Annotated in this window: 22 protein-coding genes; 10 read left to right on the top strand and 12 right to left on the bottom strand. The window is 66.6% G+C overall.

Translation table 11 applies throughout. The features are described 5' to 3' along the window. Nucleotides 1-139: 139 nt before the first annotated feature. Both CLM60_RS19630 and cueR read left to right on the top strand, forming a co-directional pair. Nucleotides 140-2,635, top strand: coding sequence for a heavy metal translocating P-type ATPase (locus tag CLM60_RS19630; RefSeq protein WP_095590860.1), 2,496 nt, complete (start codon nucleotides 140-142; stop codon nucleotides 2,633-2,635). After that, on the top strand, nucleotides 2,632-3,024 hold the full coding sequence (gene cueR / locus CLM60_RS19625) for a Cu(I)-responsive transcriptional regulator (RefSeq protein ID WP_095590859.1): 393 nt from the start codon (nucleotides 2,632-2,634) through the stop codon (nucleotides 3,022-3,024). Before CLM60_RS19630 ends, cueR begins: the two co-directional genes overlap by 4 nt. Before the next feature lie 110 nt (nucleotides 3,025-3,134). Here cueR and CLM60_RS19620 read toward each other — a convergent pair whose 3' ends face one another. Further along, nucleotides 3,135-3,779 carry a response regulator transcription factor gene (locus tag CLM60_RS19620; protein WP_095590858.1) on the bottom strand — a complete coding sequence of 215 codons (645 nt, stop codon included), beginning with the start codon at nucleotides 3,777-3,779 and terminating at the stop codon, nucleotides 3,135-3,137. Further along, on the bottom strand, nucleotides 3,776-5,194 hold the full coding sequence (locus CLM60_RS19615) for a cache domain-containing protein (protein WP_095590857.1): 1,419 nt from the start codon (nucleotides 5,192-5,194) through the stop codon (nucleotides 3,776-3,778). The genes CLM60_RS19620 and CLM60_RS19615 overlap by 4 nt, the downstream gene beginning before the upstream one ends. 228 nt (nucleotides 5,195-5,422) lie before the next feature. Between CLM60_RS19615 and CLM60_RS19610 the strand changes: the two genes are divergently transcribed. From CLM60_RS19610 to CLM60_RS19600, 3 genes are all read left to right on the top strand, one after another. Further along, nucleotides 5,423-6,505, top strand: a complete 1,083-nt coding sequence (locus tag CLM60_RS19610) for a TRAP transporter substrate-binding protein (RefSeq protein WP_095590856.1) — start codon at nucleotides 5,423-5,425, stop codon at nucleotides 6,503-6,505. Nucleotides 6,506-6,621: 116 nt separating this feature from the next. After that, nucleotides 6,622-7,548, top strand: a complete 927-nt coding sequence (locus CLM60_RS19605) for a TRAP transporter small permease subunit (RefSeq protein ID WP_095590855.1) — start codon at nucleotides 6,622-6,624, stop codon at nucleotides 7,546-7,548. 18 nt (nucleotides 7,549-7,566) lie between these two features. After that, nucleotides 7,567-9,921 (top strand): TRAP transporter large permease, encoded by a 2,355-nt coding sequence (locus CLM60_RS19600; RefSeq protein ID WP_095590854.1) that lies wholly within the window; start codon nucleotides 7,567-7,569, stop codon nucleotides 9,919-9,921. Between the two features lie 428 nt (nucleotides 9,922-10,349). Here the strand turns inward: CLM60_RS19600 and CLM60_RS19595 are convergent, their stop codons facing one another. From CLM60_RS19595 to CLM60_RS19575, 5 genes are all read right to left on the bottom strand, one after another. Further along, nucleotides 10,350-10,733: a VOC family protein gene (locus tag CLM60_RS19595; protein ID WP_095590853.1), complete on the bottom strand. Its 384-nt coding sequence runs from the start codon at nucleotides 10,731-10,733 to the stop codon at nucleotides 10,350-10,352. A gap of 3 nt (nucleotides 10,734-10,736) precedes the next feature. Beyond that, nucleotides 10,737-11,573, bottom strand: a complete 837-nt coding sequence (locus CLM60_RS19590; RefSeq protein ID WP_095590852.1) for an arginyltransferase — start codon at nucleotides 11,571-11,573, stop codon at nucleotides 10,737-10,739. 78 nt (nucleotides 11,574-11,651) lie between these two features. Next, complete coding sequence (locus tag CLM60_RS19585; RefSeq protein WP_095590851.1) at nucleotides 11,652-12,104, bottom strand: RDD family protein; 453 nt, start codon at nucleotides 12,102-12,104, stop codon at nucleotides 11,652-11,654. Between the two features lie 70 nt (nucleotides 12,105-12,174). Continuing rightward, nucleotides 12,175-12,567 (bottom strand): DUF2852 domain-containing protein, encoded by a 393-nt coding sequence (locus CLM60_RS19580; RefSeq protein ID WP_095590850.1) that lies wholly within the window; start codon nucleotides 12,565-12,567, stop codon nucleotides 12,175-12,177. A gap of 130 nt (nucleotides 12,568-12,697) precedes the next feature. Beyond that, entirely contained in the window at nucleotides 12,698-13,165 is a 468-nt protein-coding gene (locus tag CLM60_RS19575) for a YbaK/EbsC family protein (RefSeq protein WP_095590849.1), read from the bottom strand. A gap of 97 nt (nucleotides 13,166-13,262) precedes the next feature. Between CLM60_RS19575 and CLM60_RS19570 the strand changes: the two genes are divergently transcribed. The 3 genes from CLM60_RS19570 to CLM60_RS19560 are packed head-to-tail and all read left to right on the top strand — an operon-like array spanning nucleotide 13,263 to nucleotide 16,894. After that, the gene (locus CLM60_RS19570; protein WP_095590848.1) at nucleotides 13,263-16,076 is read left to right on the top strand and encodes a bifunctional [glutamate--ammonia ligase]-adenylyl-L-tyrosine phosphorylase/[glutamate--ammonia-ligase] adenylyltransferase; all 2,814 of its coding nucleotides are present in this window, start codon (nucleotides 13,263-13,265) and stop codon (nucleotides 16,074-16,076) included. Beyond that, nucleotides 16,069-16,341, top strand: coding sequence for a hypothetical protein (locus tag CLM60_RS19565; protein ID WP_095590847.1), 273 nt, complete (start codon nucleotides 16,069-16,071; stop codon nucleotides 16,339-16,341). Before CLM60_RS19570 ends, CLM60_RS19565 begins: the two co-directional genes overlap by 8 nt. 4 nt (nucleotides 16,342-16,345) lie before the next feature. After that, entirely contained in the window at nucleotides 16,346-16,894 is a 549-nt protein-coding gene (locus tag CLM60_RS19560) for a gamma-glutamylcyclotransferase family protein (RefSeq protein WP_176473938.1), read from the top strand. Here the strand turns inward: CLM60_RS19560 and CLM60_RS19555 are convergent. From CLM60_RS19555 to edd, 3 genes are read right to left on the bottom strand one after another with little or no spacing between them, the layout of a single operon-like run. Beyond that, nucleotides 16,885-17,253 (bottom strand): VOC family protein, encoded by a 369-nt coding sequence (locus CLM60_RS19555; protein ID WP_095590845.1) that lies wholly within the window; start codon nucleotides 17,251-17,253, stop codon nucleotides 16,885-16,887. The two genes, CLM60_RS19560 and CLM60_RS19555, sit on opposite strands and share 10 nt — an antisense overlap. Next, nucleotides 17,253-17,897, bottom strand: a complete 645-nt coding sequence (gene eda / locus CLM60_RS19550; protein WP_095590844.1) for a bifunctional 4-hydroxy-2-oxoglutarate aldolase/2-dehydro-3-deoxy-phosphogluconate aldolase — start codon at nucleotides 17,895-17,897, stop codon at nucleotides 17,253-17,255. Before eda ends, CLM60_RS19555 begins: the two co-directional genes overlap by 1 nt. Before the next feature lie 10 nt (nucleotides 17,898-17,907). Next, the gene (gene edd, locus CLM60_RS19545) at nucleotides 17,908-19,713 is read right to left on the bottom strand and encodes a phosphogluconate dehydratase (protein ID WP_095590843.1); all 1,806 of its coding nucleotides are present in this window, start codon (nucleotides 19,711-19,713) and stop codon (nucleotides 17,908-17,910) included. Between the two features lie 181 nt (nucleotides 19,714-19,894). On the opposite strand from edd, the gene CLM60_RS19540 reads away from it, so the two are divergent. Both CLM60_RS19540 and CLM60_RS19535 read left to right on the top strand, forming a co-directional pair. After that, nucleotides 19,895-21,094, top strand: a complete 1,200-nt coding sequence (locus CLM60_RS19540) for an RSP_2647 family RNA methyltransferase (protein ID WP_095590842.1) — start codon at nucleotides 19,895-19,897, stop codon at nucleotides 21,092-21,094. Further along, nucleotides 21,091-21,633, top strand: a complete 543-nt coding sequence (locus CLM60_RS19535) for an RSP_2648 family PIN domain-containing protein (RefSeq protein WP_095590841.1) — start codon at nucleotides 21,091-21,093, stop codon at nucleotides 21,631-21,633. The genes CLM60_RS19540 and CLM60_RS19535 overlap by 4 nt, the downstream gene beginning before the upstream one ends. Before the next feature lie 120 nt (nucleotides 21,634-21,753). Here CLM60_RS19535 and CLM60_RS19530 read toward each other — a convergent pair whose 3' ends face one another. Continuing rightward, entirely contained in the window at nucleotides 21,754-22,440 is a 687-nt protein-coding gene (locus CLM60_RS19530; protein WP_095590840.1) for a M48 family metallopeptidase, read from the bottom strand. A 105-nt stretch (nucleotides 22,441-22,545) separates the two neighbouring features. Next, nucleotides 22,546-23,190: ferredoxin--NADP reductase (locus tag CLM60_RS19525; RefSeq protein WP_095590799.1), on the bottom strand; the 645-nt coding region annotated here is incomplete at its 5' end.

Below are 23,190 nucleotides of genomic sequence, written 5' to 3'. Positions count from 1 at the left end.
GACATTCCCGATCCCGGCCCGGTTTCCCGCGCGGCCTGGCATTTGTCTTGCTTGTCAAAAAGACTATCTTCGCCCTGTTGACCTTCCTGTTGCTGGAAGCCCTATGTCAGGGGCAACAAGCCATCCAAAGGAGTCTGCCATGACCCAGATGTTGTCGTTTCCCGTGACCGGTCTGTCCTGCGCGTCCTGTGTGGGGCGCGCGCAAAAGGCGCTTCAGGCGGTGCCGGGTGTCAGCGAGGTCAGTCTGAACCTGGCCAGCCAGAAGGCGCAGGTGCAGATTGCCGATGGCGCATCGGCGGGGGCACTGGCCGAGGCGCTGGACGGCGCGGGCTATCCCGCCGCGATGGCCGAGGGCAAGCTGGCGGTGCAGGGGATGAATTGCGGCTCCTGCGTGGCGAAGATCGAAAAGATCCTGCTGGCGCAGCCGGGCGTGGTGTCGGCCACCGCCAACCTGGCGGGCAAGACGGCGCAGGTGCGCTGGTTGTCGGGTACGCAGCGGTTGGCCGATCTGGCGGCGGCACTGACGGCGGGCGGCTATGACGCCCAACCGGCCGGTGACACGCCGCCCGAGGCGGTCGAGGACGCCCATGCGGCCGAGATTTCCACGCTGCGCCGGTCGACGCTGTGGGCGGTGGTGCTGGCGCTGCCGGTCTTCGTGCTGGCGATGGGCGCGCATCTGGTGCCCGGCATGGCCGAGCTGATCGGGCGCACCATCGGGCACAAGGCAAGCTGGCTGATCCAGGGGGTGCTGACCACCGCGCTGCTGGCCGGGCCGGGGCGGGTGTTCTATCGCAAGGGGATCCCGGCGCTGCTGCGCGGATCGCCCGAGATGAATTCGCTGGTCGCTTTGGGCACTTTGGCCGCCTGGTCCTATTCCACGCTGGTGCTGCTGGTGCCGGGGCTGTTTCCCGCGGGCACCGCGCAGGTTTACTATGAGGCCGCCGCCGTGGTCGCCGCGCTGATCCTGGTGGGCCGGTGGCTGGAGGCGCGCGCCAAGGGCCGCACCGGCGCGGCCATCGCGGCGCTGGTCCGGTTGCAACCCGCCACGGCCATGGTCGAACGCAATGGCACATTTGCCGAACGCCCGCTGGACGAGATCGTGACCGGCGACATCATCCAACTGCGCCCCGGCGAGCGGATCGCGGTCGACGGCACGGTGGTCGAGGGGACATCTTACGTCGACGAAAGCATGATCACGGGCGAACCGATGCCGGTGGCCAAGGATGCGGGTGCCAAGGTGATCGGCGGCACGGTGAACGGGCAGGGCGCGCTGCGCCTGCGCGCGACTGCCGTGGGGGGCGACACCGTCCTGTCGCAGATCATCCGCATGGTCGAAACCGCCCAGGCGGCCAAGCTGCCGATCCAGGCGCTGCTGGACCGGATCACTTCCGTTTTCGTGCCGGTGGTGATCGCCGTGGCGCTGGCCACCGTGCTGGTCTGGCTGGTCTTCGGCCCCGATCCGCGCCTGGCGCTGGTGGCGGGCGTGTCGGTGCTGATCGTGGCCTGTCCCTGTGCCATGGGGCTGGCGACGCCGACCTCGATCATGGTGGGCACGGGGCGTGCGGCGGAACTGGGCGTGCTCTTCCGCAAGGGCGAGGCATTGCAGCAGATGCAAAAGGCCGCCGTCATCGCCTTTGACAAGACCGGGACCCTGACCATGGGCCAGCCGGTTCTGGCCAGTTTCGAGGCCGTTGCGCCCGGCGAAGCCGACGCCGTTCTGGCGCGGCTGGCGGGGTTGGAAAGCGCCTCGGAACATCCTGTGGGGCGGGCCATCGTGGCGGCCGCGCGCGACAAGGGCGCGGGCATCCCGCAGGCCAGCGAGGTGCAGATCACCCCCGGCCACGGGTTGCAGGGCATGGTGGACGGGCACGAAATTCGGGCCGGATCGGCGCGGCACCTGACGGGCGCGGGCATCGACCTGGCACCGGTGTCCGATGCGGGCCACGCGATTGCCGCGCGGGGCGAAACGCCGGTTTACGTGGCCGAGGATGGCCGCGCCGTGGCCGTGCTGGGCGTGGCCGACCGGGTGAAACCGGGGGCCGAGGCGGTCATCGCGGGCTTCCGCGACCAAGGCGTGCAGGTGGCGATGATCACCGGCGACACCGCCGAGACCGCCGCCCGGATCGGCCAACAGATCGGCATCGACGCCATCGAGGCCGAGGTGCTGCCCGGCGACAAGGCCGAGGCGGTCAAGCGGCTGCGCACGGCCCATGGCCCGGTGATCTTCGTGGGCGACGGCATCAACGATGCGCCCGCATTGGCCGAGGCCGATACCGGCATCGCGATCGGCACCGGCACCGATGTGGCGATCGAGGCTGCCGATATCGTGCTGATGACCGGCGATCTGGCGGGCACGCTGACGGCATACGACATCAGCCGCGCCACGATGCGCAATATCCGGCAGAACCTGTTCTGGGCATTCGCCTATAACGTCGCGCTGATCCCGGTGGCGGCGGGGGCGTTGCACCTGTTCGGCGGGCCGCTGCTGTCGCCGATGCTGGCGGGCGGCGCGATGGCGCTGTCGTCGGTCTTCGTGGTGACCAACGCGCTGCGGCTGCGGCGCGCGGGCGGCGGCAAGGCGGCGCAACAGGCATCGGGCTGGGTGCCCGCAACGGCGGAACAGGGGGCGGCATGAATATCGGCGATGTGGCGGAACGCGCGGGCCTGCCCGCCAAGACGATCCGGTATTACGAGGATATCGGCCTGATCACCCCGGCGCGCAGCGCCAATGGCTATCGCGCGTTCAGCGACAGCGATCTGCACAAGCTGGCCTTTCTGGGCCGGGCGCGGGCGCTGGGGTTCAGCATCGAGGATTGCCGCGCCCTGATGCAGCTTTACGAGGATGAACACCGCACCAGCGCCGAGGTGCGGGATATCGCGCTGCACCACCTGGACCGGATCGAACAGAAGATCGCGGATCTGTCGGAAATGCGCGCCACGCTGACGGGGCTGGTCAAATCCTGTGCCGGTGACAGCCGCCCCGATTGCCCGATCCTGGAATCTCTGGCCAATCCCGACGCCTGAGCGCGCGCCGCGCTGATCGGGGGGGGTAGGGTGGGGTTTCACCCCACCACGCCGGACCCGCTGCGCAGGTGGGGTGAAACCCCACCCTACCGCAAGCTTGTCCCGCGGGCTCAGATCCGGCTGCCGGTGCCCTGCAACACCCCGTGTTCCATCGCATAGCGCGTCAGCCCGGCGGTAGAGCTGATGCCCAGCTTGGTCTTGATGTTCTTGCGGTGGGTTTCGACCGTCCGGACCGAGATGTTCAGCGCCGCCGCGACCTCTTTGTTCGATCTGCCCTGCGCCAGTTGCAGCAGGATCGTCTGTTCGCGGTTGGTCAGCTGGTCGCGCATCCCGCCGGGCTTGGTTTCCAGCGCCGATGTCGCGCCGGTGCACAGGTATTGCCGGCCCGCCATCACCGTCAGGATCGCGGCGCGGATCTCGTCCGTGGGCACGTCTTTCAGGATATAGCCCCGCGCGCCGTGGCTGAGCGCGGAGTTGATGTATTCGGTGCTGTCATGCATCGACAGGATCAGGATGCGCGTGTCGGGGCGGCGTTCCAGGATCATCTCGGTCGCGGTCAGCCCGTTCACATTGGGCATGTTCAGATCCAGCAGGATCACATCGGGCGCCAGCGTGTCGACCTGATCGACGATCTCCTGGCCGTTGGACAGCGCGGCCACCACATTCAGGTCGTCATAGGTTTCCAGGATCGCCTGAATGCCTTCGGCCACCATCGGGTGGTCATCGACGATCACGACACGGATGGGTGTGGTCATGCGCTTGCCTTTGTCTTTTCTTCCGGGGACAGCATATGGGCCAGCGGCACGCGGGCCTCGATCAACGTACCGTTGCGCGACGACAGGACCCGCAGCGTGCCGTTCAGCTGTTCGATCCGTTCCTGCATGTTGCGCAGGCCCAGACCCCCGCCGGGGCCGCCATCTTCGGCCGCGGCGGCCAGCCCGCGGCCATTGTCGTCGATCCGCAGCACCGCGCCGTGTTCGTCGCCGCGCACCTTCAGCGTGACCTGCGTGGCGCCTGAATGGCGTTCGATATTGGTCAGCGCCTCTTGCGCGATGCGGTAAAGGGCGCTCTTGGCCTCGTTGTCCAGACGGTTGCGGAACACCACGGTCTCGAACTCGGCCGCGATGCCGGTGCGGTTCTGGAATTCCTCGGTCAGCACCCGCAGCGCCGGGCCAAGCCCCAGATCGTCCAGCACGCCGGGGCGCAGGTCGCGGCTGATGCGGCGGACCTCCTGTATGGCGCCGTTCAGGCCCGAGATGCCGGTGTCCAGGTCGTCCTGCGCGCCCGCGCTGCCGTTTTCCATCCGCCGCCGGGCCAGTTCCAGCTTGTACCGCACGCCCACCAGGATCTGGCTGATGCTGTCATGCAACTCGCGCGCGACGCGGCCGCGCTCTTCCTCCTGGGTGTCGAAGATGCGCTGGGTCAGGGCCTTGAGCTTGGCATCGGCCAGCCGTCTTTCGCGCAGGTTCAGCAGAACGCCCGACAGGAACACCCCCAGCAGCGCCACCAGCGTGATCGCCCCGATCCACAGAAATGTGCGGCGGATGCGTTCTTCGGTCGCGGCGCGGGTGGCGGCGACGGTGCGGCGCACATCGTCGATGAAGATGCCGGTCCCCACGGCCCACCGCCAGTCCTGCAACCCGATGACATAGGACACCATCTGTTCGGTTTCCCCGGTCGAGGGCTTGGTCCACATATAGGTGTGATAGCCGCCGCCGGTGCGCGCGATCTCCAGCAGTTCGTCGACCACCGGCACGCCCTGCGAATCGGTCAGGCCCAGCCAGTTGCGGTTGATGAACTCGGTCTGGCGCGGGCTGACCAGGTTGTTGCCGTCATAGTCATAGACGAAGAAATACCCGTCCTGCCCGTAAAGCATCGCCGCCAGGATCTGCGTCACGCGCAGCTTTGCCTCGGCGTCATCGGGGGCGGCGCGGCCATAGATGTTGAAGAACGCCTTGCGCGCGATGGTGATATAGTTCTTCAGCTCGGCCTGCTTGGCCAGGATCATCTGTGCCTCCAGCGCGGCGATCTCGCGCTGGGACAATTGCCGGGACTGATGCGCCACCAGCACGGCAATGGCCGCCACCGCCAGCACCAGCGGCAGCGAGGCCCACAGGAAAAGCTTCTGTCCGTATTTCAGGCCCCCGACGGGCCAAAGCCGTTTGCGCATGGATGATTCCGGAGCGGCCCGGTCGGCCGGTCGTCAACTGAATTCCTCTGATCCCGCAGCATACAGACAAGATTGGCGAAAAACAGGCGTAACCGGCGGGGGGCTTTGTCAAAAAATACGCAGTCTACGTAAAATCCGGTATTTTCTCGTCTGGCCCAGATGGATACGGTGCCCGAACAATCAACGATCCGCCCGGCCTGCGCCGGGCTTTGTTACGGGAGGACCAATATGGATCGTCGTTCATTTCTGAAGAATTCTGCACTTGGCGGAACGGCAGCGGCTGCAACCACGCTGGCCGCGCCGGCCTATGCCCAGGGCAAGCGCAAGCTGACCATGGTGACATCCTGGCCGCGCGGCTTTGCCGGTCTGGCCGATGCCGCGGACAAGACCGCCGAGAACATCAACGCCATCTCGGACGGCATGCTCGAGGTCGAGGTCAAGCATTCCGGCGAGCTGGTCGGTGCGTTCGAAAGCTTCGATGCGGTGTCTTCGGGACAGGCGGACATGTATCACGCCGCCGATTATTACTTCGTCAACCAGCATCCGGCGTTTGCCTTCTTCACCGGCGTGCCCTTCGGCATGACCGCGCAAGAGCTGAACAACTGGTACTATCACGGTGGCGGCATGGAACGTCACCATGAGCTGGGCGAGATCTTTGGCCTGAAATCCTTCCTGGCCGGGAACACCGGTTCGCAGGCCGGTGGCTGGTTCCGCAAGGAAATCAACGGCCCCGAGGATCTGCAGGGTCTGAAATTCCGCATGCCGGGCCTGGGCGGCAAGGCGCTGGGTTATCTGGGCGTGTCGGTGCAGAACCTGCCGGGCGGCGAGATCTATCAGGCGCTGGCATCGGGCGCCATCGACGGCACCGAATGGGTCGGCCCCTGGTCGGACGAGAAGGTGGGCTTCCAGGAGATCACCAAGTTCTACTATACCGCCGGCTTCCACGAACCCGCCGCCGGTCTGTCGGTCGCGGTGAACCTGGACGTGTTCAACGACCTGACCCCCGCCCAGCAGAAGGCGATCGAGATCTCGGCCGGTCACGCCAATGTCTGGAACCTGGCGCAATACCTGATGAACAACGCCGATGCGCTCAAGCGTCTGTCGGCGGGCGGCGTCAAGATCCTGGAATTCCCCGACAGCGTCTGGGACGCGTTCGGCGAAGCCAGCGGCAAGGTCTATGAAGAGTTCATGGGCGACGACCTGTTCAAGTCGATTCACGACGACTACTTCGCGTCGATGGCAACCTCGTCGGAATGGATCGCGCAATCGTCGGTGGCCTATCGCGCGCAGCGCGACCGGGTGCGCGGCTGATCCAGCGCGATTGAGCGAACTTTCGGGCGCCCCGTTTCGGCGGGGGGCCCGTCTTTGCATCGGTCATGCGCCCCGGTTGGGGATGGCATGACCGGAACGGGCCTTCGGGGGGAACCATGGAAGAGCAAAGCGGCGCGGGCGCATTCGTCGAGCTGGGGCAGGGCCTTTGGTGGCTGGTCCAGAATATCGGCATGGCCTTCTACAATCTGGGATATGCGCTGACCCATCCGCAGCTTTGGCTGGACTGGGCGAACAAGGAAGCGCTGATGCGCTTCATCTATTACGGCGGCTCGGTCGAATTCTTCTTCGTGGTCTTCACCGCGTTTCTGGTGCTGACCGGTCTGGGGATCTGGCGCAACGGGATCCTGTGGGGCACGGTGCGGCTGTTGGAAGGGTTCGCCAATTCGGTCGGCCGCTTCGTGGCCTGGGCCGGGCTGGTGATGGTGCTGCAGCAATTCGTCATCGTCTTCGTGCAGCGGATCTTTGCGGCGTCCGAGATGGGGATCGGGCTGGGCACGCTGGCGGTGTTCGACATCAGCTGGTGGTCCGAGGGGCTGAAATTCTATAACGCGCTGATCGTGGCGCTTTGCGCGACCTATACCTTCGTGCAGGGCGGGCATGTGCGGGTCGATCTGGTCTATTCGGCGGTGTCCTATCGCACCAAGCGCGTGATCGACATGGTGGGCTGCCTGATCTTCATGATGCCGGTCGCGGTGCTGACCTGGATGTATGGCTGGTATTTCATGTGGCGCAATCTTGTGGTGCCCAACCCGTCGGCCAGCGACACGCTGGAGCGGTTGTTGATGAAATCCCGTGCCCTGCGCTGGAACGTGGAAACCATCGGCTTCTCGCCCAACGGGTTCAACGCCTATTTCCTGTTCAAGGTGCTGCTGGTCTTCTATGCCGGCATGATTTTCCTGCAGGCCATCGCGTTCTTCTATCGCTCGTACCTGGAACTGATCGAGGGCGAGGGGTCGGAAGGCCGTTATCTGGACAAAGACACGCTGGGTGAAGGTGAAGAAGCCTTCGAAGGCACGCATTAATCTCAGGGGCAGACACGCATGTTTTTCGGTCTTGATGGCGTCGAAATCGGCCTGATCATCGTTTTTCTCTGCCTCTTCGGGGGTATTCTTTCCGGCTTCCCGGTGGCCTTTGCCATTGGCGGCGCGGGGGTGATTTCCTTTGCGATCATCGCCGCGCTGGACAGTGCGGGGCTGTTGGTTCACCAGGCGGTGGATACAGGGTCGGAGGCATTCCGCGCGCTGGTGGCGCAGGGGGTGCATCCCGAAAGCATATCGACCTTCCGATATCCCGAATTGCCACGGGTGGCCGAGCATGTCTTCGAAGGCGGCTGGCAACAGGCGATGAACAGCAATATCAGCTTCATCGTCAACCGGATGAACGAACGCGTTCTGGCCGGGCAGTCGATCGAGACCCTGCTGGCGGTGCTGATGTTCGTGCTGATGGGCATCACGCTTGAACGCTCGAAGATCGCCAATGACCTGCTGACCACGATGGCGCGCGTCTTTGGCCCGCTGCCCGGCGGTCTGGCCGTGTCGGTGGTGGTCGTGGGCGCGTTCCTGGCGGCATCGACCGGGATCGTTGGTGCGACCGTGGTGACGATGGGCCTGCTGAGCCTGCCCACCATGCTGCGCAACAATTATTCGCCGGAACTGGCCACGGGCGTGATCGCGGCCAGCGGCACGCTGGGCCAGATCATCCCGCCCTCCATCGTGATCGTGCTGCTGGGCACGCTGGCGGGGGATCTGTATTCGGCGGCACAGGAAACGCGCGCGCAGCTTGCGGGCTGCACCGATGCGCTGACCTATCTGGGCGAGGCGGCGGTGGTGTCGGTGGGCACGCTGTTCCAAGCGGCGCTGCTGCCGGGGATCATGCTGGCGCTGCTTTACGGGCTTTATGCCTTTGGCTATGCGATGCTGCGGCCGCACAAGGCGCCCCCGATCCACAGCGAGGATCGCACGGGCGAGGTCATCACCCGGGGCGAGGGGCTGACCTGGTTCCTGTTCGCGCCGCTGGGGCTGATCGCGGCGCTGGTGCTGGCGATGCAGGTGGGGCTGGTGGGCAACCAGAACATCACCGTCGACAGCTATTCCGACGCCTCGCAGGCCGCGGCGCTGCGGACCAACGTGTCCGAACAATGCCAGGCATCGATGATCGACCTGCACGGGCAACAGGCCTGGGACGATGCGGTGGCCGAGCAGGAGGCGATCGATGCCGCGGGCGGGGCGCAGGCCAGCACCCGGCTGAGCCCCGAAGAGATCGCCGCCGCCCGCGCGGCCAAGGTCGCGGGCGCGGCACCGGTGTCGAGCTATATCGCGACCTGTTTCCTGCTGCTGGCGCTTGTCTTGACCACGGCACGCGGTGTGGCGCCGTCGGCGCCGGCCGGGCCGCTGCTGGTCGGGGCGGGGGGCGTCGTTCTGGCGCTGGTCATCGATGCGCTGTTCATCCGCGCCGATACCAGTTCGGGCGTCAGCTTCCTGTGGATGATCCTGCCGCTGGCGCTGGTGCTTTACGGCTGCCGTCACGCGGTGGCGCGGCTGGGCCAGAACGAGCTGTTGCGCGTGGTCTTTCCGCCGCTGGTGCTGATCGTGGCGGTGCTGGGCTCGATCCTGGGCGGGATCACCAACCCGACCCCCGCCGCCGCGCTGGGGGCCGGTGGGGCGATCATGCTGGCCGCCTTCCGCAAGCTGCAGGAGGAAAACCGCTCTGCCAAGCTGATCCTGTGGTCGGCCTTTGCGCTGGTGATCATGATCCTCGTGGGCACCAATTTCGACCTGCGCCTGGGCCGCGGCAACGTCCCGGCCGAGGATTACATCGCCTATGTGGTGGCGCAGGCGGCCTATCTGTTCGTGATCTTCGGCGTCTTCTACAGCTGTTTCGTGCTGTGGCGGTCGGGTGTCCTGCCGCCGGTGGTGCGGGAAACGGCCAAGGTCACGTCGATGGTGTTCACCATCCTGATCGGGTCGCAATTGCTGAACCTGGTGGTGATCTCGTTTGGGGGTGAGCATTACATCCAGCAATTCCTGCGCAGCTTCGACAGCGAGTTGAAGGTGTTCTTGATCGTGATGCTGGTGCTTTTCGTGCTGGGCTTCGTACTCGATTTCCTCGAGATCATCTATATCGTAATCCCGATCGTCGGGCCGGTCATCTATGGCGGCACGTTCGATCCCAAATGGGTGACGATCATGATCGCGGTGAACCTGCAGACCAGCTTCCTGACGCCGCCCTTCGGCTTTGCGCTGTTCTATCTGCGCGGGGTGGCCCCGCCCGAGGTGACAACGGGCCATATCTATCGCGGGATCGTGCCCTTCGTGCTGATCCAGGTGGTGGGGCTGGCGATATTGTGGTTCATCCCGTCCATCGTGACGATCGTGCCGAACCTGTTGCCCAACTGATCAAATGAAAAGCCGCGCTTTCGGGCGCGGCTTTGCTGTTTTGTCTCGCGGTGCTGCTTGGGCAGCCCCGCTCGAGCGGGAACCGAGCGCATATGGCCCGTGCTTGTGTAGCGGTCCCGCACACGACCATCTAGAAGTTTGTGCCACTGCCGCGAACGTCCGGTTTGAGCCGGTACCGGACAAAGGTCATACGCGCTTTTGCGCGGGATCAAGGGGCGTCAGCCCCGCCGCGCGGCGCCCGACCGCCCCCCGGGCGGGCGCCTTTCACCGGCGCGCCGACCTTTGAGCGAAGACGTGTTTTGCACCATAAAGCGCACCGCTCAACCGGATCGACGCCCACCCGCGGTCGGGCACCACGCGGCTGCAAGCCAATGACCGCTCCGTCCGCAAAGCGGCAGCTAGGCTGGAAACGTACGCCGATGCACGGATCAGGCCGGTTGCAGCAGATCCCAGCGGTTGCCGAACGGGTCGCGCCAGACCGCGACAATGCCATAGGGCTCAACGCGCGGGGGTTCCTCGAACGTGACGCCGGCGGCCAGCATGGCGGCGTGGTCGCGCGCGAAATCGTCGGTGGTCAGGAAGAACCCCACGCGCCCGCCGGTCTGGTTGCCGATGGTGGCGCGTTGGTCACCCGTTACCGCACGCGCCAGCAACAGGCGACATTCGGTGGCACCGGGCGGGGCCACAAGCACCCAGCGCTTGCCGTCCTGGGGGATGTCGCAGATCAGATCGAAGCCCAGCGTGCCGACATAGAACGCGATGGCGGCATCGTAATCGGGGACGACCAGCGCCACCGCCGAGATGAACGCCACGGCTCAGCCCCGTTTGGCGCGGGTGTCGGGCAATGAGATGCGGGCCACCTGTTCGGCGATGGGATCGACCGACAGGGGGTGAGTTTCGCCGGTGTGATCCTCGGGCGCGCCGATATCCTGCCAGCTGCCGTTCTTGTAGATCTCGAGCGCCGAGAAATTGGCCTTGTAGCCCATCTTGGGGCTGCCCGGCACCCAATAGCCCAGATAGACGTAAGGCAACCCGGCCTCGCGCGCGATTTCGACATGGTCGAGGATCATATAGGTGCCCAGGCTGTCGCGCACGTAATCGGGATCATAGAAGGAATAGACCATCGACAGCCCGTCGCCCAGCACATCGGTCAGGCAGACGGCGGCCAGATCGCGCAGGCGCTGGCCATTGCTGCGGTCAGAGGTGTATTCGACCACGCGCGAGCGGACCGGCGTTTCCTCGACCATCGCCGCGAATTCGAAGATATCCATATCCGCCATGCCGCCATCGGAATGGCGGTCGTCCAGATACCGGCGGAACAGGGCATACTGATCCTCGGTCGCCCAGGGCGATGTGGCCTGGCGTTTCAGGCCCGCATTGCGGCGGATGATCTTGCGCTGCCCGCGCGAGGGCTCGAAATCGGCCACCCGGATGCGGGCCGACAGGCAGGCGGTGCAATCGGCGCAGGACGGGCGGTAGAGCACATTCTGCGAGCGCCGGAACCCCTGCGCCGACAGCGCGTCATTCAGCGTTTCGGCATAGTCGCCCTGCAGCGCGGTGAACAGCTTCCGCTCCATCCGGCCTTCGAGGTACGGACAGGGCTGCGGAGCCGTCACGTAGAATTGCGGAGCGATGGGGAGCGTGTGGCGCATATGATCCGGGGTTCCATGCCTGTTGTCACCACGCTAGCAAAGCCGGGGCGATGCGCCAAGCCCTTGGTTCGCGGTTGGTTATCGATCCCCGGCGGCGCGGTTGATCACCGCCGTGCCCAGGACCAGATCGTGCAGCGCCTGGCGCCGGGCGCCGGTCAGCATCAGGATGATCGAGGCCATCTGCAGTACGAAGGTCCAGAAAAACACATAGTAAAGCAGCGTGTGCATGAAGGCGCGCGCCAGATCCAGGCGGGTGCCGCCCAGGGTGCGCACCTCGATCGACATCAGCCGCATGCCCGGTGTGGCCGAGCTGTTGGCCAGCGTCACCACGCGATAGACGAAGCCCACCGCCGTCACCAGCAACGGCAGGAAGAACAGCGCGGTAAAGGCCGTGAAGGGAATCGCCACCAGGCTGAGCAGCAGGATCAGGCCGGTATCGACCCCCCAGGCCAACAGCCGCTTGACCGGCGTGTCGGCATAGAATTCGGCGTTGTAATACGGGTCCGGCAATCCGGTGATGCTGGGTGTCATGGGGATGATATAGGCAGCGTTGGGGCAGGGGAAAAGGGCGCCCCTTGCGGGCGCCCCGTTATCGGCGGTCTCAGGCGTCGGATGGCGTGTCGTCCTGCGCCTTGCGGGCGCGTTCTTCCAGGAATTGGTCGAATTCCGACTTGTCCTTGGCCTCGCGCAGGCGCTCCAGAAAGGCTTCGAAGCTTTCCTGTTCCTCCTGCAACCGGCGCAGCGTATCGGCCTTGTAGGCGTCAAAGGCGCTGTTGCCCGAGGATTTGAAGCCGTGGGCGCGGTGCCAGTGGTTGGTGTTGCGGTGTGCGCATTTTCCGAACATGCGTTTCCCCCAGATCATGTATGCCAGAAGGGCCAGGCCAAGCGGCCAGAACAGGATGAAGCTCAGGACCGTGGCGGCGATCCACGCGCCCTTGCCGCGCTGATCCAGCCAGGATTCGGCCTGAGAGGGCCAGGTGGCGACTGATGTCATTGAAGTCTCCGATCAGGTTGCGTTTATGTGAATGTCTTTCACATATCATAGATCGGGATTGCACCGGCCGGGTTCAAGGGTGGATGTAAAAGAATTTCACATTTCCGCGGCAGGGGCCGTTTTTCACAGCCTAGAGCGTGAAATCGGCCGGTTCCGCGCCGGTCAGCGGCGGCAGGCGCTGCGGGTCGATGGGAAAGATGTGGCGCGGGGTGCCGGCGGCGGCCCAGACCACATCGAATTCCAGCAGGCGCGGGTCGATCCAGGCGCGGATGGGCGACAGGTGGCCGATGGGGGACACGCCGCCGATGGCAAACCCGGTCTGGGCGCGGATCAGGGCGGCATCGGCCTTGCCCAGAGGGCTGTCGGCCAGCGCGTTGGCCTTGTCGGCGCAGACCTTGTTGCCGCCCGCGGTCAGGAACAGGACCGCCTCGTCCGTGGCCTCGGCCCGGAAGATGATGGATTTTGCGATCTGGTCCAGATGGCAGCCTGCGGCCTCGGCGGCCTCCTGCGCGGTGCGGGCGGTGCCGACCTCGACAATCTGGGCGGTGATCCCGGCGGCGTCCAATGCGGCGCGCACCCGTTTCATGCTTTTGCTCACGCGGTGTCCTTTGGGTTGCTTGGGGCGGACTATTCCCGCGCCGGGGCCGGAAGGCAAGGCCGTTGACCCCACCCGATCCGCAGGCCATCAATCGGGCATGAGTTTTGCATCCCGTCTGACGCGCAGCCCCATCGCCTTTGACCCCGAACGCGGGGCCGAACTGGACGACCGGTTCGCCGGGCTGGCGCCCGAACTGCGCGGCCTGTTGATCGGCACGGCGGGGTGCAGCCCCTATCTGAAAACCTCGATGGAGAAAGAGGCCGACTGGCTGGAGGCGGCATTGCACGCCGATCCCGCCGCGGTCATGCCGGATCTGCTGGCCGATATCCGCGCGCTGGAGGGCGAGGCGCTTAAGCCCGGGCTGCGGATCGCCAAGCGGCGCATGGCGCTTTACGTGGCGCTGGCCGATCTGGGCGGGGTCTGGGCGCTGGAACAGGTGACGCGCGCGCTGACCGATTGCGCCGATACCGCCGTCGATGCCTGTCTGCGCCAGTTGGTCGGGCAGGAAATCGCACGCCGGAAACTGCCCGGTGTCACGATGGACGATATCGACCGCGCGGGCGGGATGGTGGCGCTGGCGATGGGCAAGGGCGGGGCGTATGAGCTGAACTATTCCAGCGATATCGACCTGATTTGCCTCTATGATGACAGCCGCTTCGACCGCGACGACCTGTATGACGCGCGCGCCAGTTTCATCCGCGTGACGCGCAAGATGGCCGCGCTGATGTCGGATCTGACGGGGGATGGCTATGTCTTTCGCACAGATCTGCGCCTTCGCCCGGATGCCAGTGTCACCCCGGTCTGCGTGGCGATGGAGGCGGCCGAGCGGTATTACGAAAGCGTCGGCCGCACGTGGGAGCGCGCGGCGCATATCAAGGCGCGGCCCTGTGCGGGCGATCTGGACGCGGGGGCGGCGTATCTGCAACGGCTGACGCCGTTCATCTGGCGCAAGCATCTGGATTTCGCCGCGATCGAGGATGCCCATGACATGCGCCTGCGCATTCGTGACCACAAGCGCCTGCACGGCCAGCCGGTGCTGGACGGCCACGACCTGAAACTGGGCCGGGGTGGCATCCGTGAAATCGAGTTCTTCACCCAGACCCGCCAGATCATCGCCGGTGGCCGCGATCCCGAGTTGCGGGTGCGCGGCACGGTCGACGGGCTGGCGCGGCTGGCCGACAAGGGCTGGGTGCCGCCGGACGTGGCCGACCAGCTGGCCACCGATTACCGCGCGCACCGAGAGGTCGAGCACCGGTTGCAGATGATCAACGATGCGCAAACCCACGCGCTGCCCGCCACGCCCGAGGGCTTCGACCGGCTGGCGCGGTTCATGGGGCAGGGCGACACCGACCGGCTGCGCGCCGAACTGACCGAGCGGCTGGACCGGGTGGCGGGCCTGGCCGAGGGGTTCTTTGCCCCGCCCGATGCCGGGACGAAACCGGTCAGCGACCTGCCCGAGGAAATCAGCCGCATCACCGCGCGCTGGCGGACCTATCCCGCGCTGCGCTCGGCCCGCGCGGTCGAGATTTTTGATCGGCTGAAACCCGACCTGCTGCGCCGTCTGATGGCCGCCGGCCGGCCCGAGGAGGCCGTGGCGTCCTTCGACGGGTTCCTCAAGGGGCTGCCGGCGGGGGTGCAGCTTTTCTCGCTCTTCCAGTCGAACCCGCAGCTTGTCGATCTGATCGTCGATATCGCCGCCGTGTCACCGTCGCTGGCGCAATACCTGTCGCGCAATTCCGCCGTGCTGGATGCGGTGATCGGCGGGGATTTCTTCGTGCCCTGGCCCGGTGCGGCGGCGTTGCAGGCCGATCTGGCCGAACGCATGGCCACGCTGGACGATTACGAGGGGCAGCTGGACACCGCCCGCCGCTGGGCCAAGGAATGGCGGTTCCGCATCGGCGTGCACCTGTTGCGCGACCTGCTGTCGCCCGCGGATGCCGCCGCGCAATATGCGGATCTGGCGCAGGCGGTGGTGGGGGCGGTCTGGCCCGTGGTGGTGGCGCAGTTCGCGCTGAAACACGGGGACCCGCCGGGCACGGGCGCGACGGTGCTGGCCATGGGATCGCTTGGGGCGGGGCAGCTCAGCGCGGGGTCGGATCTGGACCTGATCGTCATCTATGACCCTGCGGGGGTCGAGGCATCGGATGGCAAGCGCCCGCTGGCGGCGCGGGCCTATTACGCGCGCCTGACCCAGGCGCTGGTCACCGCGCTGAGCGCGCCGATGGCCGAGGGCAAGCTTTACGAAGTCGACATGCGGCTTCGGCCTTCGGGCAATCAGGGGCCGGTCGCCACCTCGCTCGAGGCCTTCCGGCTTTATCAGCGCGAAGAGGCCTGGACCTGGGAGCATCTGGCGCTGACCCGCGCGCGGGCCGTCGCGGGCGAGGCCGAGCTGGGCCATGTCATCGACGCCTTCCGGCAGGTGCTGTTGCAGGAAAAGGGTGACCCCGAACAGGTGCTGGCCGGTGTGATCGACATGCGCGCGCGTCTGGCCGAGGCCAAACCCGCCCGTGATGTCTGGGACGGCAAGCTGGGTCCAGGCCGGGCGCAGGATATCGAGCTGATCGCCCAGGCCGCCGCCCTGATCGCGGCCGCGCCCGCCCATGACGTGGCCGGACAGCTGGCGGCCGGTGTGGCGGCGGGGGTGCTGGACAGCGAACAGGCGCGGGTGCTGACCGACAGCTATCGCCTGTTCCGCCGGTTGCAGGTCGCCGTGCGCCTGATCAGCGACAGCCCCCTGAAAATCGACCAGATCGGGCAGGCGGGGCTGGAATTTCTGTTGCGCGCCACGGGCTGCGCCACGACCGAAACCCTGCAACAGACCCTTGCACAGGCCGCCCGCGATGCGGCACAGACCATCGACAGCGTGCTTGCGCCCATGCGCCCGCCACAGACAGAGGCCACCGATGACTGAAAACACCCCAGCCGACCCCAAGGGTCTGATCCGCGAAAGCTATCGCATCGACGGCATCACGGAAGGCGAATGCCGGTCGATCTTTCTGGACTGGGCGCTCAGCCTGCCGGCGGGGGCCGATACGCGCGGCCCGATCGACGCCTTGCTGACGCAATACGGGGGCGATGCGCCGGATCACCCGATGACGGCGGTGCTGCGCGCGGGGCTGGATGCCGCTGCCGCGCCGCGCCGTCGCGGGGGCAGCCGCGCGCGGCAGGACCGCTAGGCGGGTGTGTTTCCTGTACTTCGCCTATGGCTCGAACCTGTTGCCCGCGCGGTTGCAGGCGCGCTGCCCCAGTGCGCGGGTGGTCGGCCCCGCGCTGGCGCCCGATCATAGGTTGGAGTTCACCAAGCCCGGCCGCGACGGGTCCGGCAAGGCCACGCTGCACCCCGCGCCGGGGGCGGCGGTGCCGGGCGTGCTTTATCGGATTGATCTGGCCGACCAACCTGCCTTGCACGCGGCCGAGGGGGCGGGTCACCCCAATGGCTATGTCTTTCATGCCGAGTTCGCGGTGCGGATGGCCGATGGCGATAGCATCGCCGCGACCTATGTCGCGCGGCAGCGGGATGCCGCGCTGCGCCCGTTCGACTGGTATCTGGCGCTGGTGATTGCGGGCGCGCAGGCGCATGGGCTGGGCGCGGATCATGTCGCGCGGTTGAAGTCTTTGCCGCATGTCCCTGACACAGAGACGGAAAATCCGATCCGCCGCGCCGCTATCGCGGCGTTCGACAGGGCCGGGATTGCCGATTACCGCCGTCTTCTGGCGGATCAGGGATAGCTGCTGACCTCAATGAGATTGCCATCGGGATCGTTGAAATAGACCGATGTGATCGGCCCCAATGCACCGGATTTGGCGACCGGCCCCTCGACAATCTCGACCCTTTCGGCGCGCAGATGGGCGATGACGCGGTCGGGGTTCCAGCGAGTGACAAGGCACAGATCGCCCGCGCCGATACAGGCGTGGTTGCGGGTTTCCTGACCGAGTGTTTGCAGGTTGATCTTCTGATCCCCGAACCGCAGCGCCTTGCGGGTTCCGGCAAAGGTAACAGGCTCCATCCCCAGCACGCGGGCATAGAATGCCTGTGCCGCGTCGATGTCCCGCACGGTCAGAACCAGATGATCGATCCGGTCGATCATCAGCTGCGGGGCAGGGCGGCGGCTTCGGCCGCCAGGGCGGTGATGCCGTCCCAATCCCCGGCCTCGACCATCGCTTGCGGCGCGACCCACGAGCCGCCGACACACAGCGTGTTCGACAGCCCCAGATAATCGGCGGCGTTCTTCAGGCTGACGCCGCCCGTGGGGCAGAACCGGACCTGCGGGATGGGCGCGCCGATGGCTTTCAGCGCGGGGGCGCCGCCCGAGGCCTCGGCCGGGAAGAATTTCTGAACGGTATAGCCGCGCTCCAGCAGGCGCATCGCCTCGGTCGCCGTGGCGGCGCCGGGCAAAAGCGGCAGGTCGGCCTCTTCGCAGGCGTCCAGCAGACGGTCGGTCGCGCCGGGCGACACGCCGAACTTCGCGCCGGCCGCTTTCGCCGCCGCCACATCGGCGGGCGTCAGCAGGGTGCCCGCGCCCACGACCCCACCCGCGACGGTGGCCATCTCGCGGATCACGTCCAGCGCGGCGGGGGTGCGCAAGGTGACCTCTAACGCGGGCAGGCCGCCTGCGACCAGTGCGGCAGCCAGCGGTGCGGCATGGGCCGCGTCATGGACGACCAGCACCGGGATGACCGGCGCCAGCTGGCAGATTTCGGCGGATTTTAGGCTCGCCTCTTGCGGTGTCATGGTGGCCCCCTCAGATCACGACCGCGGCGCCGCTGGTCGCGGGGCCGACGGTGTTGCGGAACATATCGAACATCTCGCGGCCCAGCCCATCGTTGTTGGCGCTCAGATCGGCCACGACAGGCGTGCGGGCTTCGAAATCCTCGGCCAGAACCGTCAGCGTTCCGGCAGTGGCGTCCAGCCGCACGATATCGCCATCGCGCAGACGGGCCAGCGGTCCGCCCTCGGCGGCTTCGGGGCTGACATGGATCGCGGCGGGCACCTTGCCGCTGGCGCCCGACATGCGGCCATCGGTGACCAGCGCGACGCGCAGCCCGCGATCCTGCAGCACCGACAGGGTGGGGGTCAGCCCGTGCAGTTCGGGCATGCCATTGGCGCGCGGCCCCTGGAACCGCACGACGACCACGCAATCGGAGGTGAATTCACCGGCCTTGAACGCGGCCTTGACGCTGTCCTGATCGTGGAAAACCCGCGCGGGTGCCTCGATCACATGGCGTTCGGGCGCGACGGCAGAGACCTTGATCACCCCACGGCCCAGATTGCCCGACAGGCTTTTCAGCCCGCCGATGGGCAGAAACGGATCGGTGGCGGGGCGCAGGATCTTGTCGTTGCGGGTCTGGCCATCGGTTTTCTCCCACTGAAGCACACCGTCTTTCAGCTTGGGTTCCTCGGTGTAGCGCGCCAGCCCGTCGCCCGCGATCGTGACGGTATCGGGATGCAGCAGGCCGGCGTCGAGCAACTCGCCAATCATATAGCCCAGGCCCCCGGCGGCGTGGAAATGGTTCACGTCGGCCAGCCCGTTGGGATAGACCTTGGCCATCAGCGGTGTGACCTCGGACAGTGCCGCGAAATCGTCGATATCCAGCTGAACGCCCGCCGCCCGGGCCATGGCGGGCAGGTGCAGGATCAGGTTCGTGGACCCGCCCGTCGCCATCAGCCCGACGATCCCGTTGACGAAGGCTTTTTCGTCCAGCACATGGCCCGCAGGCCGGAAATCATTGCCCGCGCCGGTGATCGCCAGCGCCCGTTCGGCGCCCGCCACGGTCAGCGCATCGCGCAGCGGCGTGCCCGGGTTGACGAAGCTGGCGCCCGGCAGGTGCAGGCCCATGAATTCCATCAGCATCTGGTTGGAATTGGCGGTGCCATAGAAGGTACAGGTGCCCGGCCCGTGATAGCTGGCCATTTCCGCCGCCATCAGCTCGTCGCGCCCGACCTCTCCGGTGGCGAATTGCTGGCGCACCTTGGCTTTTTCGTCATTGGGCAACCCGCTGGTCATCGGCCCCGCGGGCAGGAACACCGCCGGGATATGCCCGAAACTGGCCGCCGCGATCACCAGCCCCGGCACGATCTTGTCGCAGACCCCCAGGAAGATCGCGGCGTCAAAAGTGTTGTGGCTCAGCGCCACCCCGGCGGACAGTGCGATGACGTCACGGGAAAAGAGCGACAGCTCCATTCCGGTTTGGCCCTGCGTGACGCCATCGCACATGGCCGGCACGCCACCGGCCACCTGTGCGGTGGCCCCGGCCGCGCGTGCCGCGTCCTTGATCAGTTGCGGGAAACGCTCGAACGGCTGATGCGCCGACAGCATGTCATTATACGCGGTGACAATCCCCAGATTGGGCGCGCGTCCGGCGGCCAGCGTGTCCTTGTCATCGCCCATCGCGGCATAGGCATGGGCCTGGTTGCCGCAGGTCAGATGCGCCCGCGCCGGGCCCTGATCGGCGGCGCGGTGGATCTTGTCCAGGTACAGCCCCCGGCTTTCGCGCGAACGCGTGACGATCCGGTCAGTGACCTCTGCAACAACGGGGTGGAGCGACATGGCGGCCTCGGCTTCAGGAGCGGTGTCTTGGGGGCGATGTATCTGTTAGCGCTAACAATGTAAACAGGGGCAGGGAAAAATATCTGGCGCGCTCCCCTGCAGCGTGACATGTCGGGGGCCGGATTGCAAACCCCGGCGAAACCCCTTTCGCAGGCGTGGTCAAGCGGGTAACAGGGCGGGCATGACGCATTCCGATATCCCCACCGTCCGCCTGCGCCCCAAGGCCAATGCCCGCGCCATCCGCCATGGTTTCCCGTGGGTCTATGCCAACGAACTGGTGACCGACCGCCGGACCAAGGCGCTGGCGCCCGGCACGGTGGCGCTGTTGGAAGACGACGCGCGCAGCCCGATGGGCGTGGTCACGGTGAACCCCAATTCGCGGATCATCTGCCGGATGCTGGACCGCGACCCCGCCGCGCGTATCGATGCCAATTGGCTGGCCGCCCGGCTGCGCGCCGCGCTGTCCCTGCGCGAGCAGCTGTTCGACGCGCCCTTCTATCGCCTGATCCATGCCGAGGCCGACGGGCTGCCCGGCGTGGTCATCGACCGCTTCGGCGATGCGGCGGTGATCCAGCCCAACGCGGCCTGGGCCGATGTGTTGCTGGAGCCGCTGGCGCAAGCGTTGCAGGACGTGACCGGTGTGACCACGGTGATCAAAAACGCCACCGGCCGCGCCCGCGTGTTGGAGGGGCTGGACGAAGACACCGCATTGCTGACCGGTGCGCTGGATGGCCCTGTGCCCGTGCCGATGAATGGCGCGACCTATATGGCCGATCTTCTGGGGGGGCAGAAAACCGGCCTCTTTTACGACCAGCGGCCCAACCACGCCTTCGCCGCCCGGCTGGCCCGGGGCGCGCGGGTGCTGGATGTGTTTTCCCATGTCGGTGGTTTCGGCCTGGCCGCGCTGGCGGGCGGGGCGCAATCGGCGCTGGCCGTCGATGGTTCTGCCGCCGCGCTGGAATTAGCGGAACAGGGCGCGCAGGCCGGCGGCATGGCCGACCGCTTCGCCACGCGGCGCGGCGATGCGTTCGACGTGCTGGCCGAGCTGGCGCAGGAGGGCGCGCAGTTCGAAATGGTCATCTGCGACCCGCCCGCCTTCGCGCCGAACAAACAGGCGTTGGAGGCCGGATTGCGCGCCTATGAACGCGTGGCACGGCTGGCCGCGCCGCTGGTGGCGCCGGGCGGATATCTGGGCCTGTGCTCGTGCTCGCATGCCGCCGATCTGGCAAAGTTTCGCGGCGCCAGCACCCGGGGCATCGGCCGCGCGGGTCGGTCGGCGCAGCTGCTGCATACCGGGTTCGCGGGCGCTGATCACCCGATGCTGCCGCAACTGGCCGAAAGCGGCTACCTCAAGGCGCTGTTCTTCCGGCTGGCCCCATGAAGGTCCTGCTGGATGCCTGCGTCCTTTACCCCACGGTGCTGCGCGAAATCCTGACCGGCGTCGCGGCACAGGGGCTTTACACCCCGCTCTGGTCCGACCGCATCCTGGAGGAATGGGCACGCGCCGCCCGCAAGATCGGCCCCACGGGCGAGGCACAGGCGCGCGCCGAAATCGCCCTGTTGCGCGCCAACTGGCCCGCTGCCGTGGTGCCGCCGAAACCGGGGCTGGAGGACCGCCTGTGGCTGCCCGACCCGGCGGATATCCATGTGCTGGCCGCCGCCATCGCGGGCTCCGCCGATCTGATCCTGACCTTCAACGCCACGGATTTCCCGCGCAAGACCCTGCAGGACGAGGGGCTGGACCGCGCGGCCCCCGATGCCCTGCTGATGGAATTCTGGCAGGCAACGCCCGATCCGGTCGAGACCGTGGTGCGGGATGTGCACGCCACGGCCCAGCGGATGTCGGGGGAAACCATGCCGCTGCGGGCGCTGTTGAAACGCGCCCGGCTGCCACGTCTGGGCAAGGCACTGGCCGGGTAGGGGGCGCTGCCCCCGTCGCCCATCCGGGCGACTCCCCCGGAGTATTTGTCGAGCAATGAAGATCAGTCTTTCATTGTTCCTGAAATACTCCGGAGCGCGAGGCAGCGCCTCGCAAAATAATCAGGCAGAGTGCCAGCGCGCCTCGTTCGCCTCGATCGCGGCGATACGTGCGGCGGTCTTGGGGTGGCTCAGCAGCCAAGCGGGCATGGCCCCCGCACGGCCCTGGGTCAGCGCCTCGAGCTTGGTGAAAAGCGACTTCTGCGGCGCGGTCCCGATGCCCGATTTCGTCAGCAGGGCGCTGGCATAGGCATCGGCCTCGTACTCGTCCCCGCGCGACAGATGCGCGGCCAGCGCCGTGGTCAGCAGGTTGGCCAGCCAGACGCCGATCCCGGGCAGAAGCCGCCCCAGAAACAGCATCAGCACCGTGCGCAGCGCGTTCTGGCCGGAAAAGTCGATCATCCGTTTGCGGCTGTGGCCAAGCGCGACATGGCCCAGCTCATGCGCGATCACGCTGGCCAGTTCCTCGGCCGTGACGGCGCCCTGCTGGTACTTGTCGTAAAACCCGCGCGTGATGAAGATCCGCCCATCGGGCGCGGCCAGCCCGTTGACCGGCGCGATCTCGAAGATATGCACCTTGATCCGCGGCAGGTCGAGCGCCCGCGCCATCTGGTCGGTCAGGCGCTTCAGCACCGGATCGGCCAGCTCGGTCGATTGCGCATCCAGCATCTTCGCCGTCCGCCACGCCGAAAACCGGTACATGAGCACACCGTAAAGGATCAGCAAAAGGAAGGGGGCGAGTTTCAGCATATGCCTAATATGGGCCACACCCCGTCGCGGGGCAACGCCGCCCCCTTCTTCTTGGCGGCAATACTCCGGGGGTGCGGGGGCTGGCCCCCGCTGGCCTGTCGCCCGTCAGTCCAGAAACGCCTTTTCGACCACGTATTCGGCGGGCTTGGAATTGGCGCCCTCGGTCAGGCCATAGCCTTCGAGCAGCTCCTTGATCTCCAGGTTGAAGGCCAGGTTGCCGCAGACCATCGCGCGGTCGGTTTCCGGGCTCAGTGGCGCGACACCCAGGTCGGCGAACACCTCGCCCGCGCGCATCAGGTCGGTGATGCGGCCCATCTTGGGGCTCTGCTCGCGGGTCGTGGTGGGATAGTACCGCAGCTTGTCGGCGAAGCCCTCGCCGATCAGCTCGGCCAGCATCTCATCGCCGCGGATTTCGTCGATCAGCGCCGCGCCATAGGCCAGCTCGCCGACCTCGCGGCAGGTGTGGGTGATGATCACCTCGTCATAATCGGTAAAGGTCTGCGGGTCGCGCAGCAGGCTCGCGAAGGGCGCAAACCCGGTGCCAGTGGCAAAGAGCCACAGCCGCTTGCCCGGCAGCAGCGCGTCATGGACCAGCGTCCCCACGGGCTTGGGCCGCAGGATGATCTGATCGCCCGGCTGGATATGCTGCAACCGGCTGGTCAGCGGGCCGTCTTGCACCTTGATCGAGTAGAATTCCAGCTCCTCATCCCAGGAAGGCGAGGCGATGGAATAGGCCCTGAGCAGCGGTTT

It is taken from the genome of Actibacterium ureilyticum, assembly GCF_002285435.1.
Taxonomy (GTDB): domain Bacteria; phylum Pseudomonadota; class Alphaproteobacteria; order Rhodobacterales; family Rhodobacteraceae; genus Actibacterium_C; species Actibacterium_C ureilyticum.
This window is presented reverse-complemented; position numbering and strand designations above follow the sequence as displayed.